The organism is Providencia sp. CIM-Carb-044, assembly GCF_033901115.1.
Taxonomy (GTDB): Bacteria; Pseudomonadota; Gammaproteobacteria; order Enterobacterales; family Enterobacteriaceae; genus Providencia; species Providencia hangzhouensis.
This window is the reverse complement of the sequence record NZ_JAXADV010000008.1, coordinates 62,762-80,944: the sequence shown is the minus strand read 5'-3', so window position 1 is coordinate 80,944 and position 18,183 is coordinate 62,762. Positions and strand designations below refer to the sequence as shown.

The window sequence follows — 18,183 nt, the reverse complement described above, 5'->3', positions numbered from 1 at the left end:
GTTATTCCTTAATTTTTACCAATCCGTTTAATACTTGATCTAATCCACCGTAAACGGAAATTTGGTCGATTCGATGTGCGATACTTTCTAAGGTCTCAAGTTCTTTTAAACGCAATGCAACCGGGTTGTTTTCCATTACTTTTGCGGTATTTAACAGTGAACGAGTCGCGGCAGTTTCTTCGCGGCGGCGGATCACGTTAGCTTGTGCCGATTTTTCGGCTTCAACGACTTGGGATAAAATAGTGCGCATATCTCCCGGCAAAATGATGTCTTTTACACCGATACTGTCAATTTCTAGGCCAAATTCAACCACGCATTGCGCGACTTGAGCTAACATCAGCTCATCGACTAATTGTTTGTTTTCTAATAGTTCATCTAAGGTTCGAGTCCCCACGATTTCTCGTATTGAAAACTGCAATTCACGATATAAATGCTCTACAGGCTGACTCAATTTTGAGAACGCCAGTAAAATATCGTGATAGCGCCAGTTGGCGCACAGGTTGATGCGTAATGTGACTTTGTCTTTGGTTAAAATCTCTTGTCCGCTAATTTCTAATGATTGTAAACGGGTGTCTATTATCTCAACTTCCGGTTTGTGGTTGATTTTCCAATAACCGTAAGTTCCCGGTTGTAATAAATCTTGTATCTCACCATCAATTTTTAACATACCGACATGCCATGCAGGTACTTGGCTAATCAAGGCCAACTCATTGCCTTTAATGCGTTTTTTACCCATCAGACGTGCAACGAATGCAGAGTCAATAACGCTATTTTCTAGCGACTGCGGCTCCACTTTTAAATTATTGCCATTTTTCCAATACAACCGACGGGTCGCTGGTGGCAATATTTCTGTCAAACTATTGTGCAAGTAAATAAAACCAATCTCGTCATCAGTCAAAGCGATGTCAATACAGTGGTCATCAACCCAATCAGGGTGAAATTGGCGTAAGTGGTCTGCTAGTTTTTCATCAATAGGTTCGTTATCAAGTGTGAACAATGACACAGTCAATCGATTGAACCAATCGTTTAAATGGTGCTCACCCGCAGTCAGTAATTGTTTAAAATCCCCATTTTTTGAGGTTAGTGCGATTTGTCCTTGAGCGATATTTATTTTTTTCATTATTTTTCCTTTTTCAATATTTATCCGGCACTGAAGAAAAAAGCGAAGTGGTGAGGGGAAAAGTAGAGTGCCAAAATTGGCTGTCTAAATTTCTGCTCATCACTCGGCAAAGCTCTCGAGTGGCGGTTTTAAGCTTAACTTCTGCTTAGTTTTATACAGTTGGATTTGTATTTTTTTCAGGAGTCGAACCTGATAGCTAGGCTATTACCAAGGTATCTTCCTGACGGCGGCATACAGACCATGTAGTGGCTAAGTCACCATGTCTGCACCGGTTGAACTTGCAGTTCATACAATTTCCGGCAGTGGATGAATATAGTATTGCCAGAAGCGTGCCAACTTTTTTAAAAATGAAATAAATAATTTTACTGCATTGAAAAATAAGTAAAAAATAATATTAAGAGAAAAGTGGGTAACATTGGCGTGGTAAATGGATTATGCTATTTATTATCTTTTTATATCGTAACTTATAAATTTATATAAATACTATGAGCAAGAAACGTAAGGTTGTGATTGGTGTATTGGGCACAGTACTCGATAGAAGAGGCAAAAAAGCCAATCGCTGGACAAAATGGCGGCCAACGGTTGGTCTTTGCCAACAGCCTGATTTGGATATTGGTCGTTTTGAATTACTGCATCAGGTGAATGACTATGGCATGGCGCACCGGGTGAAAGAGGATATTGAACAAGCTTCTCCCAATACGGAAGTGGTACTGCATGAGGTGGATATTGCTGACCCGTGGGATTTTGAAGAGGTTTATACCTCATTACTGGATTTTTCTTCGCATTATCAATTTGATACTGATAATGAAGAGTATCTTGTACATATCACTACGGGTACCCATGTGGTGCAAATCTGTTGGTTTTTATTAACGGAAGCTCATTATTTACCAGCCAAATTAATTCAAACTTCACCGAGCCAAAAAGGGCGAGAAAAAGACCCTATCGGCATTCATACCGTGATTGACCTTGATTTAAGCCGTTATACCCATATCACCAGCCGTTTCCAAACAGAGCAGCAACAGCAGGTTTCGTTTTTAAAATCGGGTATTGCCACCCGCAACGCGGCATTTAATACCATGATTGAGCAAATCGAACGCGTCGCACTACGCTCTAAAGCCCCAATTTTACTCAATGGGCCAACGGGGGCGGGGAAGTCTTTCTTAGCTCGGCGAATTTATCAACTACGTGAAAGTCGCCACCAAGTTAAAGGGCGCTTTGTGGAAGTAAACTGCGCTACCTTGCGTGGTGATAACGCTATGTCAACGCTGTTTGGCCATGTAAAAGGGGCATTCACAGGGGCAATCAACCCAAGGCGTGGGTTACTGAAAGAAGCGGATGGCGGTATTTTATTTCTCGATGAAATTGCGGAACTTGGGCTAGATGAGCAAGCAATGCTATTGAAAGCCATCGAAGAAAAAAGCTTTTTCCCTTATGGTTCAGATGAAGAAATTCACAGTGATTTTCAATTAATTGCAGGGACTCACCGTAATTTGGCGCAGCAAGTGGAGGAGGGCAAATTTCGTGAAGACCTATTTGCCCGTATCAATATGTGGACGTTTGCGTTACCGGGCTTGCGTGACCGCCGTGAAGACATCGAACCGAATATTGATTATGAATTAGCCAAATTTTGCCAAGAGCAACAAAGCCAAATTCGTTTTGATAGCGAAGCTCGCAATGTGTATGTGAAGTTTGCCTGTTCCTCTCAGGCCCTGTGGCGTGGCAATTTTCGTGAGTTGGGTGCATCCATTAGCCGGATGGCAACGTTTGCCGAACGCGGGCGTATTACTAAAGCGGTGGCCGAAGAAGAAATTGGCCGTTTGCAAGCCCAATGGCAGTCAAAATCAACCAATACATTACCAAAGCAAATTGGTGAAATTGATTTATTCGACCAGCAACAGCTGGCAACAGTGCTGGAAGTTTGTCGCCGTTCATCTACCCTTTCCGAAGCGGGGCGTGAGCTGTTTGCCGTTTCGCGGCAACATAAAAAACAGCCCAATGATGCAGATAGGCTGCGAAAGTATCTCGCTAAATTTGGGTTGGATTGGGATGGGTTGAAGGGGAACGGTTGAAAAAATTTATAGTAGAAAGCCCCTATTAAGGGGCAAATTGTGACGCTGAAAGAGCAGTTAAATTAAGTCTATTTTATTGTTAGCAGTGTTATCCCATATTTTGAAATAGCTCCCTTAGCAAACTTAACGGTGTGCGTGTAGGACTATTTTTCTCATTTACTGTAGATTTAAAAAGAGTCCCAATACTCGGCTGAATATTTATCGCAGATCCATCCCTTAGAAAGTTAACTTGTATTGTTCGACTATCGCCATTCAGGGTGGCAATGATATTTATAGAACCTTCGACTAAGCTGCTGATTTCTAATTCTGTATTTCCATATTCATCAGTCAATTTAATTGGTGAGATAATGGCATTTGCTGCTTCAAAGTGAACGTGTGCTCCTGCGATGCTTTGTCGGCTATTATTCACAATATGCAGTTTAATTTTGTTTTTACTGATCCCATCTGCCACTGCATTGTTTTGAATGATATCGACGCTACCAATAAATGACTGGCTAATATCGGATTTAAAGTTATATATTTCATTAATTTCTGTACCATGCTCAATATTTGCTTTTATTGCATAACTTCCTGATACCAAACTAGTAAATTGAATGGAAGCTTCACCTTTACTGTTAGCGATGATGTTATGGGATTGGTCAGAAACTGATTTTTCTGCCTGAGCCTTCCACATAAAATGATTAAGTAATGAATAATATCCCGTATTTTTTTGATTAATAGAATTAAGATTTGCAGGCAATGTGAAATTGACTTTCGCATTGGGTACTGGGTGGCCAAGAGTATCTTTAATTACTACAGTGAATATATTTGTGTCTTTACCATCAGCGACAGCATTATTTCTTTTTGCGGTATTCTTATGGGTGATAGTGAGAGCGCCTGTGTTGGTAACTTCAATTAACGTTTCTGCTTGTGGTGAGACATTTCCATTAGTGTCATAAGCCGTCACGGTTAAGCGATAAAGATTGAGTTGTGAGTTTTTAAATGAATGATTGGCAATTTTATAAGACGGTAGTTTTACTGAACTTTCTCTGCCATTAAGGTGTATTTCCCCCCCAGCGGCTATCAATTCAGGGGATTCTATCACTATTTTTTCTAGCGGGTATTTCGTGGTTAAATTGCGGATAATAGAAAGTTCTTCTCCTGTCATACCCTGAATAACTTTCGGTAATGATAATGAAATTAAGCTTTTCTTTTGGTACTCCAACACAATATTGTTGTTACGATTAATAAAATCATAGCGATTGGTGGAAATATGGCGAGTGGCCGCTACCGCCGAAGTATCAAGATGTTGCGCTAAGCTCCTTCCTAGCAACCAATTAAACGCCACTTTAGCATTTGTCTCATTTGTTCCACTATTGCCTATTTTATGTTCTGCATTTATTGCGAGCAGAGGAAATGGAGACCAATTGACGCCGACGGTAGCCGCCATTGGGTCTTTCTGGCGCTCATTTTTGCCAAATAAAGCGACGTCATCTCCGTAATATTGTTCCAGTTTTAGGTTCGCACCTAAATTCGCATACGTGGGTAGCCAACCTTCAAGTTGAATATCCCAGCCGTTGGCGGGGCGTGCGTTATAATCATCGGCTAATTCGGATGCACTGCGCCAAGTCGATAGTCCCAAATAGCTATTCGCACTCATTCGAACGTAATCTTGAGCATATTCCACACCAAGCCCTAAGCGCGAATGGTAATGGGATAAATCATGATCAAAGAAAGCATTTACCCCTATCATGCTATTTTGTTGGAAATGACGTAAACCAATACCGTTATTGGTCTGTAGCCGGCCATCAGTACGGTGAATACTGTGCTGAGAAAATAACAACAAATCTTGTTGTTCATACCAAGGTACTAACCAATCTAATTGAGATGTCTTAATTGACAATTTTTTATCGAGATTAATATTTAGCCTGGCATTACCGGCTTTGGATAACCAATGTGTTATTTCATCCGTCGCCATATTATTTGCGGCTTTATGGCGAGCGTAATCTTGTGCCATATCTGCCAGATTTTTGGTGTTTTTTTCTTCAGAAGCAAAGTTTGCGGCATTTTGTCCATATTCCGCTAAAAAACGTTCAGTACTATCTTCAGGTTGGGTTCCTTCAAATTGAATGGCCTGACCACCGAGTGTAGGTAAATCGTCTAAATGGACGATTTGGGCATAACTTGGCACCATTGGCAAAATAGCCGTAGACCAAATTGCCGTAGAGAGGAGCAAACTGTTCGGTAGTTTAGGTTTCAATTTTGACGAAGGGGGATTCATCGAACATATTCCTGATATCAACATTAATATTGCTATTTTCAGGGCAGACAATGATCAGTGCTTGTGAATTGATCGGATGAATATGGAAATACGATTTGTATATTGGAAATATTTGGAATAACTGGCTTTGGTTGATAATCAAAAAATACGGAATACTATACAGATTAAAATAAATGATTTTTTTATTGGAAAAAATCTTACCATAATAAAAACAACAAATTAGATGAGGAAGTTATGGAGTTAACATTTTTAGGAACCAGTGCTGGGGTGCCGACAAAAGAGCGCAATGTCACCAGTATGATATTAAATTTAGTCGGTATCCGTAAAAGCTACTGGTTATTTGATTGTGGAGAAGGGACACAACATCGCATTTTAAATAGCCCATTTAAAACGCCAAAAATTGAGAAAATATTTATTACCCATTTACATGGCGACCATATTTTTGGTCTCCCCAGTTTGTTATGTAGCCGCTCAATGGGTGGGGCAACAGACCTACTGACTGTTTATGGTCCAAAAGGGTTAAAACACTATATTGAAACGGTATTAGCCGTGAGTGTGTCTTATATGACATACCCGTTGGAAATCGTTGAAATTGAAGCTGGGCAGTTATTTGATGATGGGGAGTTAATTGTGACGGCTTATGCTCTTGACCACCGTGTTGAGTGCTACGGCTATCGTATTGAAGAACATCCAAAAAGTGGTGCATTAGACGCAGTCAAATTAGCCAATGACAATATTCCTCGCGGCCCTTGGATGCAAGCGCTTAAAGCGGGTGAAACCATTGTTCTTGATGATGGGCGAGTCGTGAATGGGGCTGATTACCTTGGTGAGCCTATTCCCGGTAAAGTCGTTGCGATTTTTGGTGATACTCAACCAACAGAACAAGCACTGGAGCTTGCGAGAAATGCCGATGTGATGATCCATGAAACCACCTTAGAGGCTGAATTTGCTCAAAAAGCCAATGAGCGTGGCCACTCGACTACGGTACAAGCGGCTGAGCTAGCACGCGCGGCAGGGGTTAAGCGTTTTATCGCTACCCATATTAGTGGTCGCTACGTGAGCGAAGATATACCAAGATTGCTTGCAGAGTGCCAATCGGTGTTCCCTGCAACAGAAATCGCAGAAGACTATTTAACCGTGAAGATTTAATGTTAGCGGGCAAGATATTGTCCGCTAAATCTATTGGCGATTTTAATAAATTACTTTCACAAAGCCATTACGGCAATATGTTTCATATTCATCAGAAAGCTGCCTATTTGTGACTATCACATCAAATTGTGATAATTCCCCCATATTGGCGGTCGCGACTTCATCGAACAGGTTATAAGGGGCGAGTAAAATCTTACGGATAGATTTTTCCATCGCTTTTTTCTTCATTGGTAAATCATCGAGATTATAGCAAGTTACGCCAAAATTTCCGTGCACGCCAGCCGCTGAAATAAAGGCTTTTTTAGGGTTGATTGAATCAAGTAATGAAGGGAGTGAAGGGTTGTAAAAAGAATCACTTTTAGGGCGATACTCCCCACCACATAAAAGTGCGGTGGCATTTTTCTTTTGGCTAAGGGCGAGAAAAACGTTATGTGAGTAACAAATGCCAGTGAAATTAATCTCTTCGGGGATGAGTGAAATCAAGGTGGCCATTTCAATGCCATTATCAAAGAAAATCACATCATCTTCTGTCACCATACTAGCGGCAAGATTAGGGATATATAATTCTTCGGTTTGGTCAGGGGTAAAAACATCGGCTTGCGGCTCTTGGGTAGCTAAGTTGGCTGGTTGGGTAACAGAAACAATATAGCCGCCAAGGAGTGACATAGGAATGGGGCCTTCTGTGTCTGCGCTGAGATCTCGTCGGATAGTCATCTCTGAAACTTCGAGTATTCTAGCGGCTTCTTTTAAATGAATGCGTCCTGAACGTTTTAAACATTCACTTAAACGGCGAAGGCGTTCTTTTTGTTTAGTTTCTATCACCCTACAATCCTTTTTAAATGCACAAAATTGGCGCGGTTAGACCGCGCCCCATCACTTAGTAGTCACTCGGCTTGGTCGCCGTTCCTGTGACAATTGCTACACTCGCGCTGGCACCTACACGGTTTGCGCCAGCTTCAATCATTTTAATTGCGGTTTCACGGTCACGCACACCACCGGAGGCTTTTACACCGACTTCATCACCAACCACTTTACGCATCAGGGCGACATGGTGCTCTGTTGCACCCATTGTACTGAAACCTGTTGAAGTTTTCACAAAACCGACTTTAATTGTGCGGCAAATTTCACAAACTTGTGTAATTTCTTCATCAGTTAATAGGCAGTTTTCTAAAATAACTTTTAATGTTGCTTTGCCGCAAGCTGCAAATACCGCTTCGATATCACGACGGACAAAGTCTAAGTCGCCACTTTTTAGCATGCCAATGTTGATAACCATATCGACCTCATCAGCGCCACGGCGGACAGCTTCTGCGGCTTCAAATGCTTTGGCTTCAGTTAAGCATGCCCCTAGTGGAAAGCCTACCACACAGCAAACTTTAACGTCGCTGTTTTTTAAAAGTTCGCTGGCTAAAGGAACATAACCTGTGTTCACACATACAGAGGCAAAATGGTGTTCAGCAGCTTCCGTACACAGTTTAGTAATATCGCTGACAGTCGCATTCGCAGCAAGTAAAGTGTGATCAATATATTTTGCTAAGTCTTGCATTTTCAACTTTCCTATATAAATGTGGGATAGACAACAAAGAATGAGGAAATGTGGTAGATATAACACTTGATCATTCGTTATTCGAGATCCTAATCACAAATGATATTTTTGCAACATGATAATGTTACTATCATATCATTATGTGATTTATTTAACACGAGGGACATTATGGATATAGCAGTTATTGGTTCAAACATGGTTGATTTGATCACTTATATCGATCAAATGCCAAAAGAAGGTGAAACGTTAGAAGCGCCAGCTTTCAAAATTGGTTGCGGTGGTAAAGGTGCGAACCAAGCGGTTGCTGCTGCTAAGTTAAATTCAAAAGTGATCATGTTAACCAAAGTCGGCGATGATATTTTTGCAGATAATACGATCCGCAATCTTGAGTCTTACGGTATTAACACTCGTTATGTGGAAAAAGTACCTTGTACCTCAAGTGGTGTCGCGCCTATTTTTGTTAATCAAAATTCATCAAATAGCATTTTGATCGTCAAAGGGGCGAATAAATTTTTATCACCTGAAGATATCGATCGCGCAGCGGAAGATCTGAAAAAATGTAAATTGATCGTCCTGCAATTAGAAGTCCAGCTTGAGACGGTTTATCACGCAATTTCATTCGGCAATAAACATGGGATCCCTGTGTTGCTTAACCCCGCTCCAGCGCAACGAACGCTCGATCTCGATTTTGCTTGCCGATGTGATTTCTTTGTACCTAATGAAACGGAATTAGAAATTTTAACCAATATGCCAGTAGACACGATGGATAACATTCGTCGCGCCGCACAGTCTTTGCTGGATAAAGGGTTAAAAAATGTCATTGTGACATTAGGCGATAAAGGGGCGCTATGGATGACTCGCGACAGTGAGTTACATATACCCGCAATTAAAGTGAATGCCATTGACACCAGTGGTGCAGGGGATGCCTTTATCGGCTGTTTCTCTCATTACTATGTCCATACGGGGAATATTGAAGAAGCACTGAAAAAAGCAGTGATGTTTTCGGCCTTCAGTGTGACAGGGAAAGGGACTCAATCTTCTTATCCAAGTGTTGAGCAATTTAATGAATTTGTGCAAATCAACACAGCTAATGAATAGCTAAATAATAATAGTCCAACGTAGCTATATACCCTTTGAATAATTAAGTGGTCATCAGAGCCACATAGCCACTCATCGGGTATAAATTATAAAAATATAAGGGTTACTATGAACATTAAGAACATCACTCAGTTACCGGATGGCTACCTGAGTAAGACTCCTCTATTCCAATTTATCCTACTATCGTGTCTGTTCCCATTATGGGGATGTGCTGCAGCATTAAATGATATTTTAATCACACAGTTTAAAAGTGTCTTTGAACTCAGTAACTTCGCCTCTGCTTTAGTGCAAAGTGCATTCTATGGCGGTTATTTCTTAATCGCTATTCCAGCGTCGTTAGTGATCAAAAAAACCAGTTATAAATATGCCATTATGGTGGGGCTGATCCTATACATCGCGGGTTGCAGTATGTTCTTCCCTGCGTCTCATATGGCGACTTACACCATGTTCTTGGCAGCTATTTTCGCCATTGCGATTGGTTTAAGCTTCCTTGAAACCGCAGCAAATACATATAGCTCAATGATAGGGCCTAAACAATACGCGACATTGCGTTTAAATATTAGCCAAACTTTCTACCCAATTGGCGCAGCGGGCGGGATCTTGCTAGGTAAGTATCTGGTATTTTCCGAGGGGGATAGCTTACAAAACCAAATGGCAGGAATGAATGCGGAACAAATTCATGAATTCCGTTTAGCCATGTTGGAAAATACCCTCGAACCTTACCGTTATATGATTATGGTATTGGTTGTGGTAATGATTTTATTCCTTATTACCAAGTTTCCTAAATGTAAAGTGGCAGAAACTCAAGATCATAAACGCCCAACCGCGGTAGAAACCTTAAAATATTTAGCGAAAAATAGCCGCTTTAGAAAAGGAATTATTGCCCAATTTTTATATGTCGGTATGCAAGTGGCTGTGTGGTCATTTACCATTCGTCTCGCATTAGAGATGGGGGATATTAACGAACGCGATGCCTCAAACTTTATGGTGTATAGCTTTGCCTGTTTCTTTATTGGGAAGTTTATCGCCAATATTCTAATGACTCGCTTTAATGCAGAAAAAGTCCTAATTATCTACTCGGTGATTGGGGCGTTGTTCCTGATTTATGTTGCGTTTATTCCGAGTTTCACTGCGGTGTATGCAGCGGTCATGGTGAGTATTTTGTTTGGACCTTGCTGGGCAACCATTTATGCAGGTACTTTGGATACCGTTGATAATGAGCATACCGAAATGGCTGGGGCGGTCATTGTGATGGCGATTGTCGGTGCTGCGGTTGTTCCTGCCGTTCAAGGCTATGTCGCAGATATGCTGCACTCATTACAACTTTCATTCCTCGTTTCCATGCTGTGCTTTGTGTATGTCGGTATTTACTTCGTTGGTGAACGCCGCTTTAAAGCCAAACAAGCTGCAAAATAGTGCTCAAATTGGGTAGTGTGAGCTACCCAATTCCATTTATCTTATTAAACCGTGAGTATGAAAATGAATACATTGATACCTCTTCACAAAAGCTTATTTACGGAAAACCCGACGCTTATTTTAAAAAATAACCAATTTACTGCCACTGCATTTCGTTACCAAACTGGCGTGGAAGGGCTACGAATTGAAAATCAGCAAGGGTATTTAACGATTTTACCTTTTTTAGGACAAATGATTTGGGATGCACAATTTTGTGGCCAAAATCTGAAAATGGAAAATATGTTTTCAGCGCCAAAACTGGTTCCAACGGTAGTTGAAACCTACGGTTGCTTTGCATTCCATTCAGGTTTAATCAGTAATGGTTGCCCTTCTCCAGAAGATTCACATCCATTACATGGGGAAATGCCTTGTGCAGCAATGGATAGCGCTTGGCTTGAACTGACTGGCGAAAGTTTAAAAGTCGTCGGCGAATATGAGTATGTGATGGGTTTTGGTCATCATTATCGTGCGACACCGTCAGTGCAATTAAACTCAGATAGTGCATTATTTGATATTCATATGTCAGTCACCAATTTAGCATCGGTGCCTATGCCTCTCCAATATATGTGCCATATGAATTATGCTTACGTGGAGAATGCAACATTGACACAAAATATCCCCGAAAATGCGATTAAATTGCGTGAATCAATACCGGGGCATGTACAGCCAACTGAAAAATGGCTCGCATTTAATGAAGCGTTGAAATCTGGCAAAGTCACATTAAATCAGCTTAATCAGCCACAAATGTGTGACCCTGAAATTGTGTTTTTTATGGATGATCTTAGCCAATATACCGCAACGCCTGAGTTTAGAATGGTTTCACCCGCAGGAGATACGTTTGTAACGCGTTTTAAATCTAATGAGCTAAATTATGCAACTCGTTGGATTTTGTATAATGGTGACCAAAAAGTTGGCGCATTTGTACTCCCTGCAACTTGTCGTCCAGAAGGTTTCCTTGCGGCGAAAAATAACCAAACACTGATTTGGTTAGAGGCAGGGCAAACTCGTGAATTTACTGTCACTACTGGTGTTGAAAAGTAGTTTTTTACTTTAAAAAGGCAGCACATTGCTGCCTTTTACTCATATTGCTGACATTCTTCTTCTAAATCGCGCAGAAGCGCCGCGGCATCATAAACTAATGTTTTTTCCCCATCAGACTGCATCATCAATGCAACCTTAATATTTGCTTCATGCATATCAGGCAGAATTTCTGTCATCAGGTGTTTAAGGGTAAATAGTATTGGCGTAAAATTTGCCCATTCACCCGTTAAACACAACTCAACAAATGCTTTGGCAGGCCATAGGGGGAGAAAAAGACATTTTTCATCATTCCATGCGGTAACGAGATTTTTCCCATCACCGAGGCTCCATACCTGTTCCCAGTCAGCGATTTTACCGACAAAATAGTTATACTGTTGGTATGGTCTAAGCGCATGGACATTTTTTATTTCTTTATCATTTGGGGAAAATAGGTTGTTATTCATTATTGGATAATCTAAAAAGTACCTGATAATTATTGGGAAAATTATCTTTATAATTGTTATCTTAATAACAAGATAACGAAAAACAATACACAGTAAAACAAATAAAAATAAGATCTATCAGGTAAATTTTAGGGCGGTTAGAAATGATAGAAGCATTACTTGAAAAATATGCGATTGGTATGACCTTAATTGCGACTTTTCTCGCAATCTATTTAGCTTTTGAGATTGTACATAAACGCCGTAAGCATAAACATAAGCGTAAAAGTATTTTGATCAATGTGATTCAAACTGTTGTGCTGTGTGGCGTGGTTATTGTTATTGCTCAATATGTAGACATGGCCGCAAAAGATTTTGATTTAACCTTTATTTCCACTTCTCTGGTTAATTTTATTACCATCTCATTGATTGCATTGATTTTAATGCGAAAACTGTTCCAACTAGCGAACCGACTAGAAAAAGCACAGATTAAAAAAGGCAGTGACCCCACTTCGGCACGTATTGTTGCCCGCGTGTTTAAAACAGCGATATTTGTCATTATGGTACTGCTGTTTGGCGAGCATTTTGGGATGAGCCTTTCTGGTTTGATGGCGTTTGGCGGGATTGGCGGTATTGCTATCGGTATGGCCGGTAAAGATATCCTGAGTAATTTTTTCTCTGGGTTAATGCTCTACTTTGACCGGCCCTTCAATATTGGCGATTGGGTCAGCTCACCGGATAGAAACATTGAAGGCACGGTGGTTGAAATCGGCTGGCGGATCACTAAAATTATTACGTTTGACCACCGTCCGCTATACATTCCCAACTCGGTTTTTTCTTCTATTAGTGTGGAAAACCCGGGGCGCATGACTAACCGACGTATCAAAACTGAAATTGGTTTGCGTTACGAAGATTCAGACAAAATTGGAGCTATTGTCGATGATATCCGCACGATGTTACAACAAGATGTGAATATCGATACCAGCCAAACCTTATTAGTTTATTTCGATGCTTTTGCCGACTCTTCGTTAAATATTATGGTGTATTGCTTTACCAAAACAACGGTTTGGGCTGAATGGCTAGCCGCACAGCAAGCGGTGTATTTGAAGATCATTGAGATAGTTAAACGCCACGATGCTGACTTTGCATTCCCATCACAGACTTTGTATGTGGAAAAAAACAACTAACGTCCCATTACGGATAAATTGACCGATTAATTTGTGGTGTTCACAGGGTTAATTGGTTAATTTATCTTTTTATTATCTTTATGACGGCCTGAAGTATGGGGGAGTGGGGTGTGATGAGATAGAATTTTTATGCTATTAACCAGTGGCTTATAAAATATATTCGACTTTCCAAATCTTGCCCTCTTTTCTTACCATGCTAGTCATTTCAATTCCCTGATCTATCAAGTATATTGTCCGCCTCTTTTCCTCAGCTAACTAAGAGCCAGACTGCTATGAACAAAATCAATGTGGCATGTAGCCAGGGGGTCGCAATCTATTTCACTAATGAATTTCAGTGGGTAGATATTCGCGATGCACAGTTAAACAATATTGCCGCTGTCGTGCTATCTGAACAAGATGCCAACCAAGGGCTGTGGGAAAGAGTTGTTGAGAGTCAGCTGAGTATTCCGCTGTTTATCATTAGTGATAAACAGCTGCCAACCGATGAAAATTTACCACCTTATTTAACGGCGCTATTACCGCCAGCCCCGGCTGCTCGTGAAGAAAATAGTCGTCAATTGCTCGATGCTGCAAATCAGTACCTTGAGCAGTTATTACCGCCATTTTTTGCTCGAATGATGGATTATGCTGCGGGCCATAATGTGACTTTCGCCTGTCCGGGGCACCAAGGCGGCCAATTTTTCCGTCGCCACCCAACAGGGGAGCAGTTTTATCAATTTTATGGTGAAAACCTGTTTCGTACCGATTTATGCAATGCCGATGTGGCAATGGGCGATTTATTGATCCACGAGGGCGCAGCGAAAGAGGCACAAAAATTTGCCGCGAAAGTTTTCAATGCGGACAAAACTTATTTTGTCTTAAATGGCACCTCATCATCCAACAAAGTCGTGCTAAATGCGTTATTAACACCGGGTGATTTAGTTTTGTTCGATCGTAATAATCATAAATCAAACCACCATGGGGCGCTGATACAGGCGGGGGCAACACCGGTCTATTTAGAAACGGCACGTAATCCTTTTGGCTTTATTGGCGGTATTGATGCGCACTGCTTTGATGAAAGTTATTTACGTGGGCTTATCCAAGAAGTGATGCCTGAAAAAGCACAAGCCCAACGGCCATTTCGCTTAGCGGTGATCCAACTTGGAACTTATGACGGTACTGTGTATAACGCAAGGCAAGTGGTTGATAAAATTGGCCATTTGTGTGATTACATTTTATTTGATTCTGCGTGGGTGGGGTATGAACAATTTATTCCAATGATGCGCCAGTGCTCGCCATTACTATTGGAATTAAATGAAAATGACCCCGGTATTATGGTGACTCAGTCAGTTCATAAACAACTGGCTGGTTTCTCACAAGCGTCACAAATCCATAAAAAAGATAACCACATCAAGGGGCAAGAGCGCTTTGTTTCACACAAAAAACTCAACAATGCTTTTATGATGCACGCCTCGACGAGCCCATTTTATCCCTTGTTTGCCTCTTTAGATGTCAATGCACGTATTCACCAAGGTAATGCAGGCAAAATGATGTGGATGGACTGCGTGAAAGTGGGGATTGAGGTAAGAAAATCGATACTTCAGCACTGCCGTTATTTTAAGCCTTTTGTTCCTGAAATCGTTGATGGCAAGTTATGGCACGAATACCCAACAGAGCAAATCGCTGCTGAGCAACGCTTCTTTAACTTCATACCGCAAGAACGTTGGCATGCGTTTGATGGCTATGCACAGGACCAATACTTCGTTGACCCCTGCAAATTGATGCTAACGACGCCAGGTATTGATGTCGAAAGTGGAGAATATGACGCTTTTGGCGTGCCTGCGACGATTTTGGCGCATTTTTTACGTGAACACGGCGTGATCCCTGAAAAATGTGACTTAAATTCAATTTTATTTTTGTTAACACCCGCAGAAACCCGTGAAAAACTGGAACTGCTAGTATCCCATTTAGTCCGTTTCGAACAGTTACTGGATGAAGATGCGTTATTAGAAGATGTATTGCCTTCGGTTTATCAGCGTTATCAAGACCATTATCAGGGCTATACATTACGCCGTTTATGCCAAGAGATGCACCAACTCAGCGTTAATGACAATATTAAACAGCTGCAAAAAGAGATGTTCCGTAAAGCTCACTTCCCAGAAGTGAAAATGGCACCTCAACAGGCACATTTAGAGTTTATTCGTGGTAACTGTGAATTATTGCCATTAGATGAATTGGAAGGGCGTATTGCCGTTGAAGGGGCATTACCGTACCCACCGGGCGTATTGTGTGTCGTACCTGGGGAAGTGTGGTCGGGGCCAGTACTGCGTTATTTCAAAGCACTAGAAACGGGTATTAATGCATTACCGGGCTTTGCTCCTGAGTTACAAGGTGTGTATATTTCGAAAAATGAAGGTGAGAAAAAACGTGTCTATGCGCATGTTTTAAAATAAATTTCTAAGTATTCAGATATTAAGCATAGATTTTACCTTGCTAGCTGGTTAAATTGGGGTCAGTGCCATTTCTGACTCCAATTTTAATAAGGTAAGGTATGAGCAAAAAAATAATCCTCGATTGTGACCCCGGCCATGACGATGCTATCGCGTTATTACTGGCTTATGGTAACCCTGACATTGAGTTATTGGCGGTAACAACCGTTGCTGGTAATCAAACCCTCGAAAAAGTCACTCATAATGCACTAGCTATCGCTGAAATGGCGAAGATTAGCGGTATTCCATTTGCCGCAGGCTCGGTACGCCCTTTAGTTCGGGAAATTGAAGTTGCGCCTGATATTCATGGGGAATCAGGGCTTGATGGGCCTGTATTACCGACACCAACATTGAAGCTTGATGAAAGACATGCAGTTTCACTGATTATCGAAACCATTATGTCTCACCCGCCTAAAACGGTAACTTTAGTTCCTACTGGCGCATTAACGAATATTGCGCTTGCTGCTCGTCTTGAGCCTCGCATTGTCGAACGAGTTAAAGAAGTGGTGCTGATGGGAGGGGGCTATCATGTTGGGAATTGGAGTGCGGTAGCTGAATTTAACATCAAAATTGACCCAGAAGCGGCTCATATTGTTTTCAATGAAAAATGGCCGTTAACCATGGTGGGCTTAGACCTTACCCATCAAGCGCTAGCAACTCCTGATGTAGTGAAACAAATTGCTGCGATTGGCAGTGATTGTTCACAATTTGTCGTCGAACTACTGGATTTTTTTGGAAAAATGTACAAGCAAGCTCAAGGCTTTGATGCTCCGCCAGTACACGACCCTTGTGCGGTTGCTTATGTTATTGACCCTAACGTAATGACCACACAAAAAGTGCCTGTAAATATTGAACTGACTGGGACGCACACGTTAGGCATGACGGTGGCTGACTTCCGCCATCCTGCGCCTGAAAATTGCCATACTCAAGTTGCTGTTAAATTAGACCATCATAAATTTTGGCAGTTGATTATCAACGCATTAAAAAATATTGGGTAATAAATGGATAATGAAATAGAACAAATGCCTTATGAGGCATTAATTGAACGTAGCATGAATGCGTTACAGGCCAAAAACCAATTTCATTGTGATACATGGAAATTAGATGAAGCCGATTGGTCAGTGAACCAAGACGAAGGAACCATTATTTTTCATGCGCCTGACAATATAATGGCAACAGCGTCCGTTCAAATTGTTGGTACTTATGACCAAAGCCAAGGCAGTTGGATGTGGAGCTGGGCAAACAGTTCTATCGACAGCGCTTTAACACAAGATGCAATCGCGGTGAAAGCTTATGGCGAGCGGAAAGACAACGCATTATTAACCGCCCGCATTAGTCAAATCGAAGAGTATGACGCATGGCAATTAACGGCATTGGCTTGCGAACTCAATAATCAGCAAGGGGTGTACCGTGGAATTGCGGGGCACACTTTGGTATTTATGACATTTGGTGAAGTTTCTCTTAAACAAATTTAGGTTGTATTGGTGCTTTATCTCTGGTCGATAAGGCATTTTAGCGCCTTTATTCCATAACCTATCCGTTATACTCATTTTCTTTTTCAATGAGGAGCTTGGTCATGTTAAATATTGCACTCGAAGCCGCTAAATTAGTCAAAACCATGACAGTAGACGCTTTTGAAGGGGCGGGAAAGTTTGATTATAAACCCGATCGTTCCGTAGTTACGGAAACGGATACCCGAGTTGAAGAAGAAATTAGGGCATTCTTTGCACAAAAAACACCGAATATCGCTGTTTTAGGTGAGGAGTTTGGCTTTGTCGGTGAGCAGCAATTCAGTTCTGGTTGGGTAATTGACCCGATTGATGGTACGCGTGCATTTATTTATGGAGTGCCGTTATTTAGTACGTTAATTGCTTATGTGGAAAATGGGGAACCATTACTTAGTGTGATTAGTTTTCCCGCGATATCCACACTCTACTTTGCCTCACAAGGGGAAGGGTGCTGGGTGCAAACAGCTAGTCAGGCTCCAAGACAGCTTAAACTCGAAAGCCAATCGCCTAAATCATTATCAGAAGCAGTGGTAAGCGCATCAGGCATTCATAATAGTAATTATAATTCCCGAGAAGGGTCGCAAATTTATCATTTGGATGCGGTTGTGGGCCAAGCAAGGGACTTCATTTTTGCTAATGACGCTTATCAGCATGCCATGGTTGCCAGCGGTCGCATTCATGGTGCGATTGATACCATTATGAAACCTTGGGATAGTGCGGCACTTATTCCGTGTATCCGAGAGGCGGGCGGGGAAGTTTGTGCATTAAATGGACAGCGTAAGCAAGCCATGTTTGCGGGAAGCTTGCTATCAGCCGCAACGCCAGAATTAGCGGAGCAAATTATTGAACTGATGAATAGTTGA

General features: G+C 41.4%; 15 protein-coding genes. 10 read left to right on the top strand and 5 right to left on the bottom strand.

All coding sequences use genetic code 11. The annotated features are described in order from the left end of the window. Nucleotide 1: 1 nt before the first annotated feature. Nucleotides 2-1,120, bottom strand: a complete 1,119-nt coding sequence (locus tag SJ312_RS15850; RefSeq protein ID WP_110592487.1) for a slipin family protein — start codon at nt 1,118-1,120, stop codon at nt 2-4. Between the two features lie 485 nt (nt 1,121-1,605). On the opposite strand from SJ312_RS15850, the gene rtcR reads away from it, so the two are divergent. After that, nucleotides 1,606-3,189 carry an RNA repair transcriptional activator RtcR gene (gene rtcR / locus SJ312_RS15845; RefSeq protein WP_164564484.1) on the top strand — a complete coding sequence of 528 codons (1,584 nt, stop codon included), beginning with the start codon at nt 1,606-1,608 and terminating at the stop codon, nt 3,187-3,189. Nucleotides 3,190-3,277: 88 nt separating this feature from the next. Here rtcR and SJ312_RS15840 read toward each other — a convergent pair whose 3' ends face one another. Continuing rightward, nucleotides 3,278-5,449 carry an inverse autotransporter beta domain-containing protein gene (locus tag SJ312_RS15840; RefSeq protein ID WP_319868074.1) on the bottom strand — a complete coding sequence of 724 codons (2,172 nt, stop codon included), beginning with the start codon at nt 5,447-5,449 and terminating at the stop codon, nt 3,278-3,280. A 234-nt stretch (nt 5,450-5,683) separates the two neighbouring features. On the opposite strand from SJ312_RS15840, the gene rnz reads away from it, so the two are divergent. Beyond that, nucleotides 5,684-6,598, top strand: coding sequence for a ribonuclease Z (gene rnz, locus SJ312_RS15835; protein WP_319868073.1), 915 nt, complete (start codon nt 5,684-5,686; stop codon nt 6,596-6,598). 42 nt (nt 6,599-6,640) lie between these two features. Here the strand turns inward: rnz and deoR are convergent, their stop codons facing one another. After that, complete coding sequence (gene deoR / locus SJ312_RS15830; RefSeq protein ID WP_004260957.1) at nt 6,641-7,420, bottom strand: DNA-binding transcriptional repressor DeoR; 780 nt, start codon at nt 7,418-7,420, stop codon at nt 6,641-6,643. A 55-nt stretch (nt 7,421-7,475) separates the two neighbouring features. After that, nucleotides 7,476-8,144, bottom strand: a complete 669-nt coding sequence (deoC, locus tag SJ312_RS15825) for a deoxyribose-phosphate aldolase (protein WP_096864595.1) — start codon at nt 8,142-8,144, stop codon at nt 7,476-7,478. Nucleotides 8,145-8,312: 168 nt separating this feature from the next. On the opposite strand from deoC, the gene rbsK reads away from it, so the two are divergent. The 3 genes from rbsK (at nt 8,313) to SJ312_RS15810 (ending at nt 11,738) form a co-directional block, all read left to right on the top strand. Then, the gene (rbsK, locus tag SJ312_RS15820; RefSeq protein WP_094961414.1) at nt 8,313-9,242 is read left to right on the top strand and encodes a ribokinase; all 930 of its coding nucleotides are present in this window, start codon (nt 8,313-8,315) and stop codon (nt 9,240-9,242) included. Between the two features lie 108 nt (nt 9,243-9,350). Beyond that, the gene (gene fucP / locus SJ312_RS15815) at nt 9,351-10,658 is read left to right on the top strand and encodes an L-fucose:H+ symporter permease (RefSeq protein WP_004260949.1); all 1,308 of its coding nucleotides are present in this window, start codon (nt 9,351-9,353) and stop codon (nt 10,656-10,658) included. Between the two features lie 63 nt (nt 10,659-10,721). Continuing rightward, a complete protein-coding gene (locus SJ312_RS15810; RefSeq protein ID WP_165119642.1) occupies nt 10,722-11,738 on the top strand; it encodes an aldose 1-epimerase family protein in 1,017 nt (338 codons plus the stop codon). A gap of 35 nt (nt 11,739-11,773) precedes the next feature. Here SJ312_RS15810 and SJ312_RS15805 read toward each other — a convergent pair whose 3' ends face one another. Beyond that, a complete protein-coding gene (locus SJ312_RS15805) occupies nt 11,774-12,181 on the bottom strand; it encodes a DUF2750 domain-containing protein (protein WP_112307936.1) in 408 nt (135 codons plus the stop codon). A 143-nt stretch (nt 12,182-12,324) separates the two neighbouring features. Between SJ312_RS15805 and SJ312_RS15800 the strand changes: the two genes are divergently transcribed. From SJ312_RS15800 to SJ312_RS15780, 5 genes are all read left to right on the top strand, one after another. Continuing rightward, nucleotides 12,325-13,344 (top strand): mechanosensitive ion channel family protein, encoded by a 1,020-nt coding sequence (locus SJ312_RS15800; RefSeq protein ID WP_004260937.1) that lies wholly within the window; start codon nt 12,325-12,327, stop codon nt 13,342-13,344. 272 nt (nt 13,345-13,616) lie between these two features. Further along, nucleotides 13,617-15,776: an ornithine decarboxylase gene (locus SJ312_RS15795; RefSeq protein WP_110592481.1), complete on the top strand. Its 2,160-nt coding sequence runs from the start codon at nt 13,617-13,619 to the stop codon at nt 15,774-15,776. 98 nt (nt 15,777-15,874) lie between these two features. Continuing rightward, nucleotides 15,875-16,810, top strand: a complete 936-nt coding sequence (locus tag SJ312_RS15790) for a nucleoside hydrolase (RefSeq protein ID WP_096864600.1) — start codon at nt 15,875-15,877, stop codon at nt 16,808-16,810. A gap of 3 nt (nt 16,811-16,813) precedes the next feature. Then, nucleotides 16,814-17,287 (top strand): DUF6882 domain-containing protein, encoded by a 474-nt coding sequence (locus SJ312_RS15785; protein ID WP_165880083.1) that lies wholly within the window; start codon nt 16,814-16,816, stop codon nt 17,285-17,287. 101 nt (nt 17,288-17,388) lie between these two features. Next, nucleotides 17,389-18,183: an inositol monophosphatase family protein gene (locus tag SJ312_RS15780; protein ID WP_094961407.1), complete on the top strand. Its 795-nt coding sequence runs from the start codon at nt 17,389-17,391 to the stop codon at nt 18,181-18,183.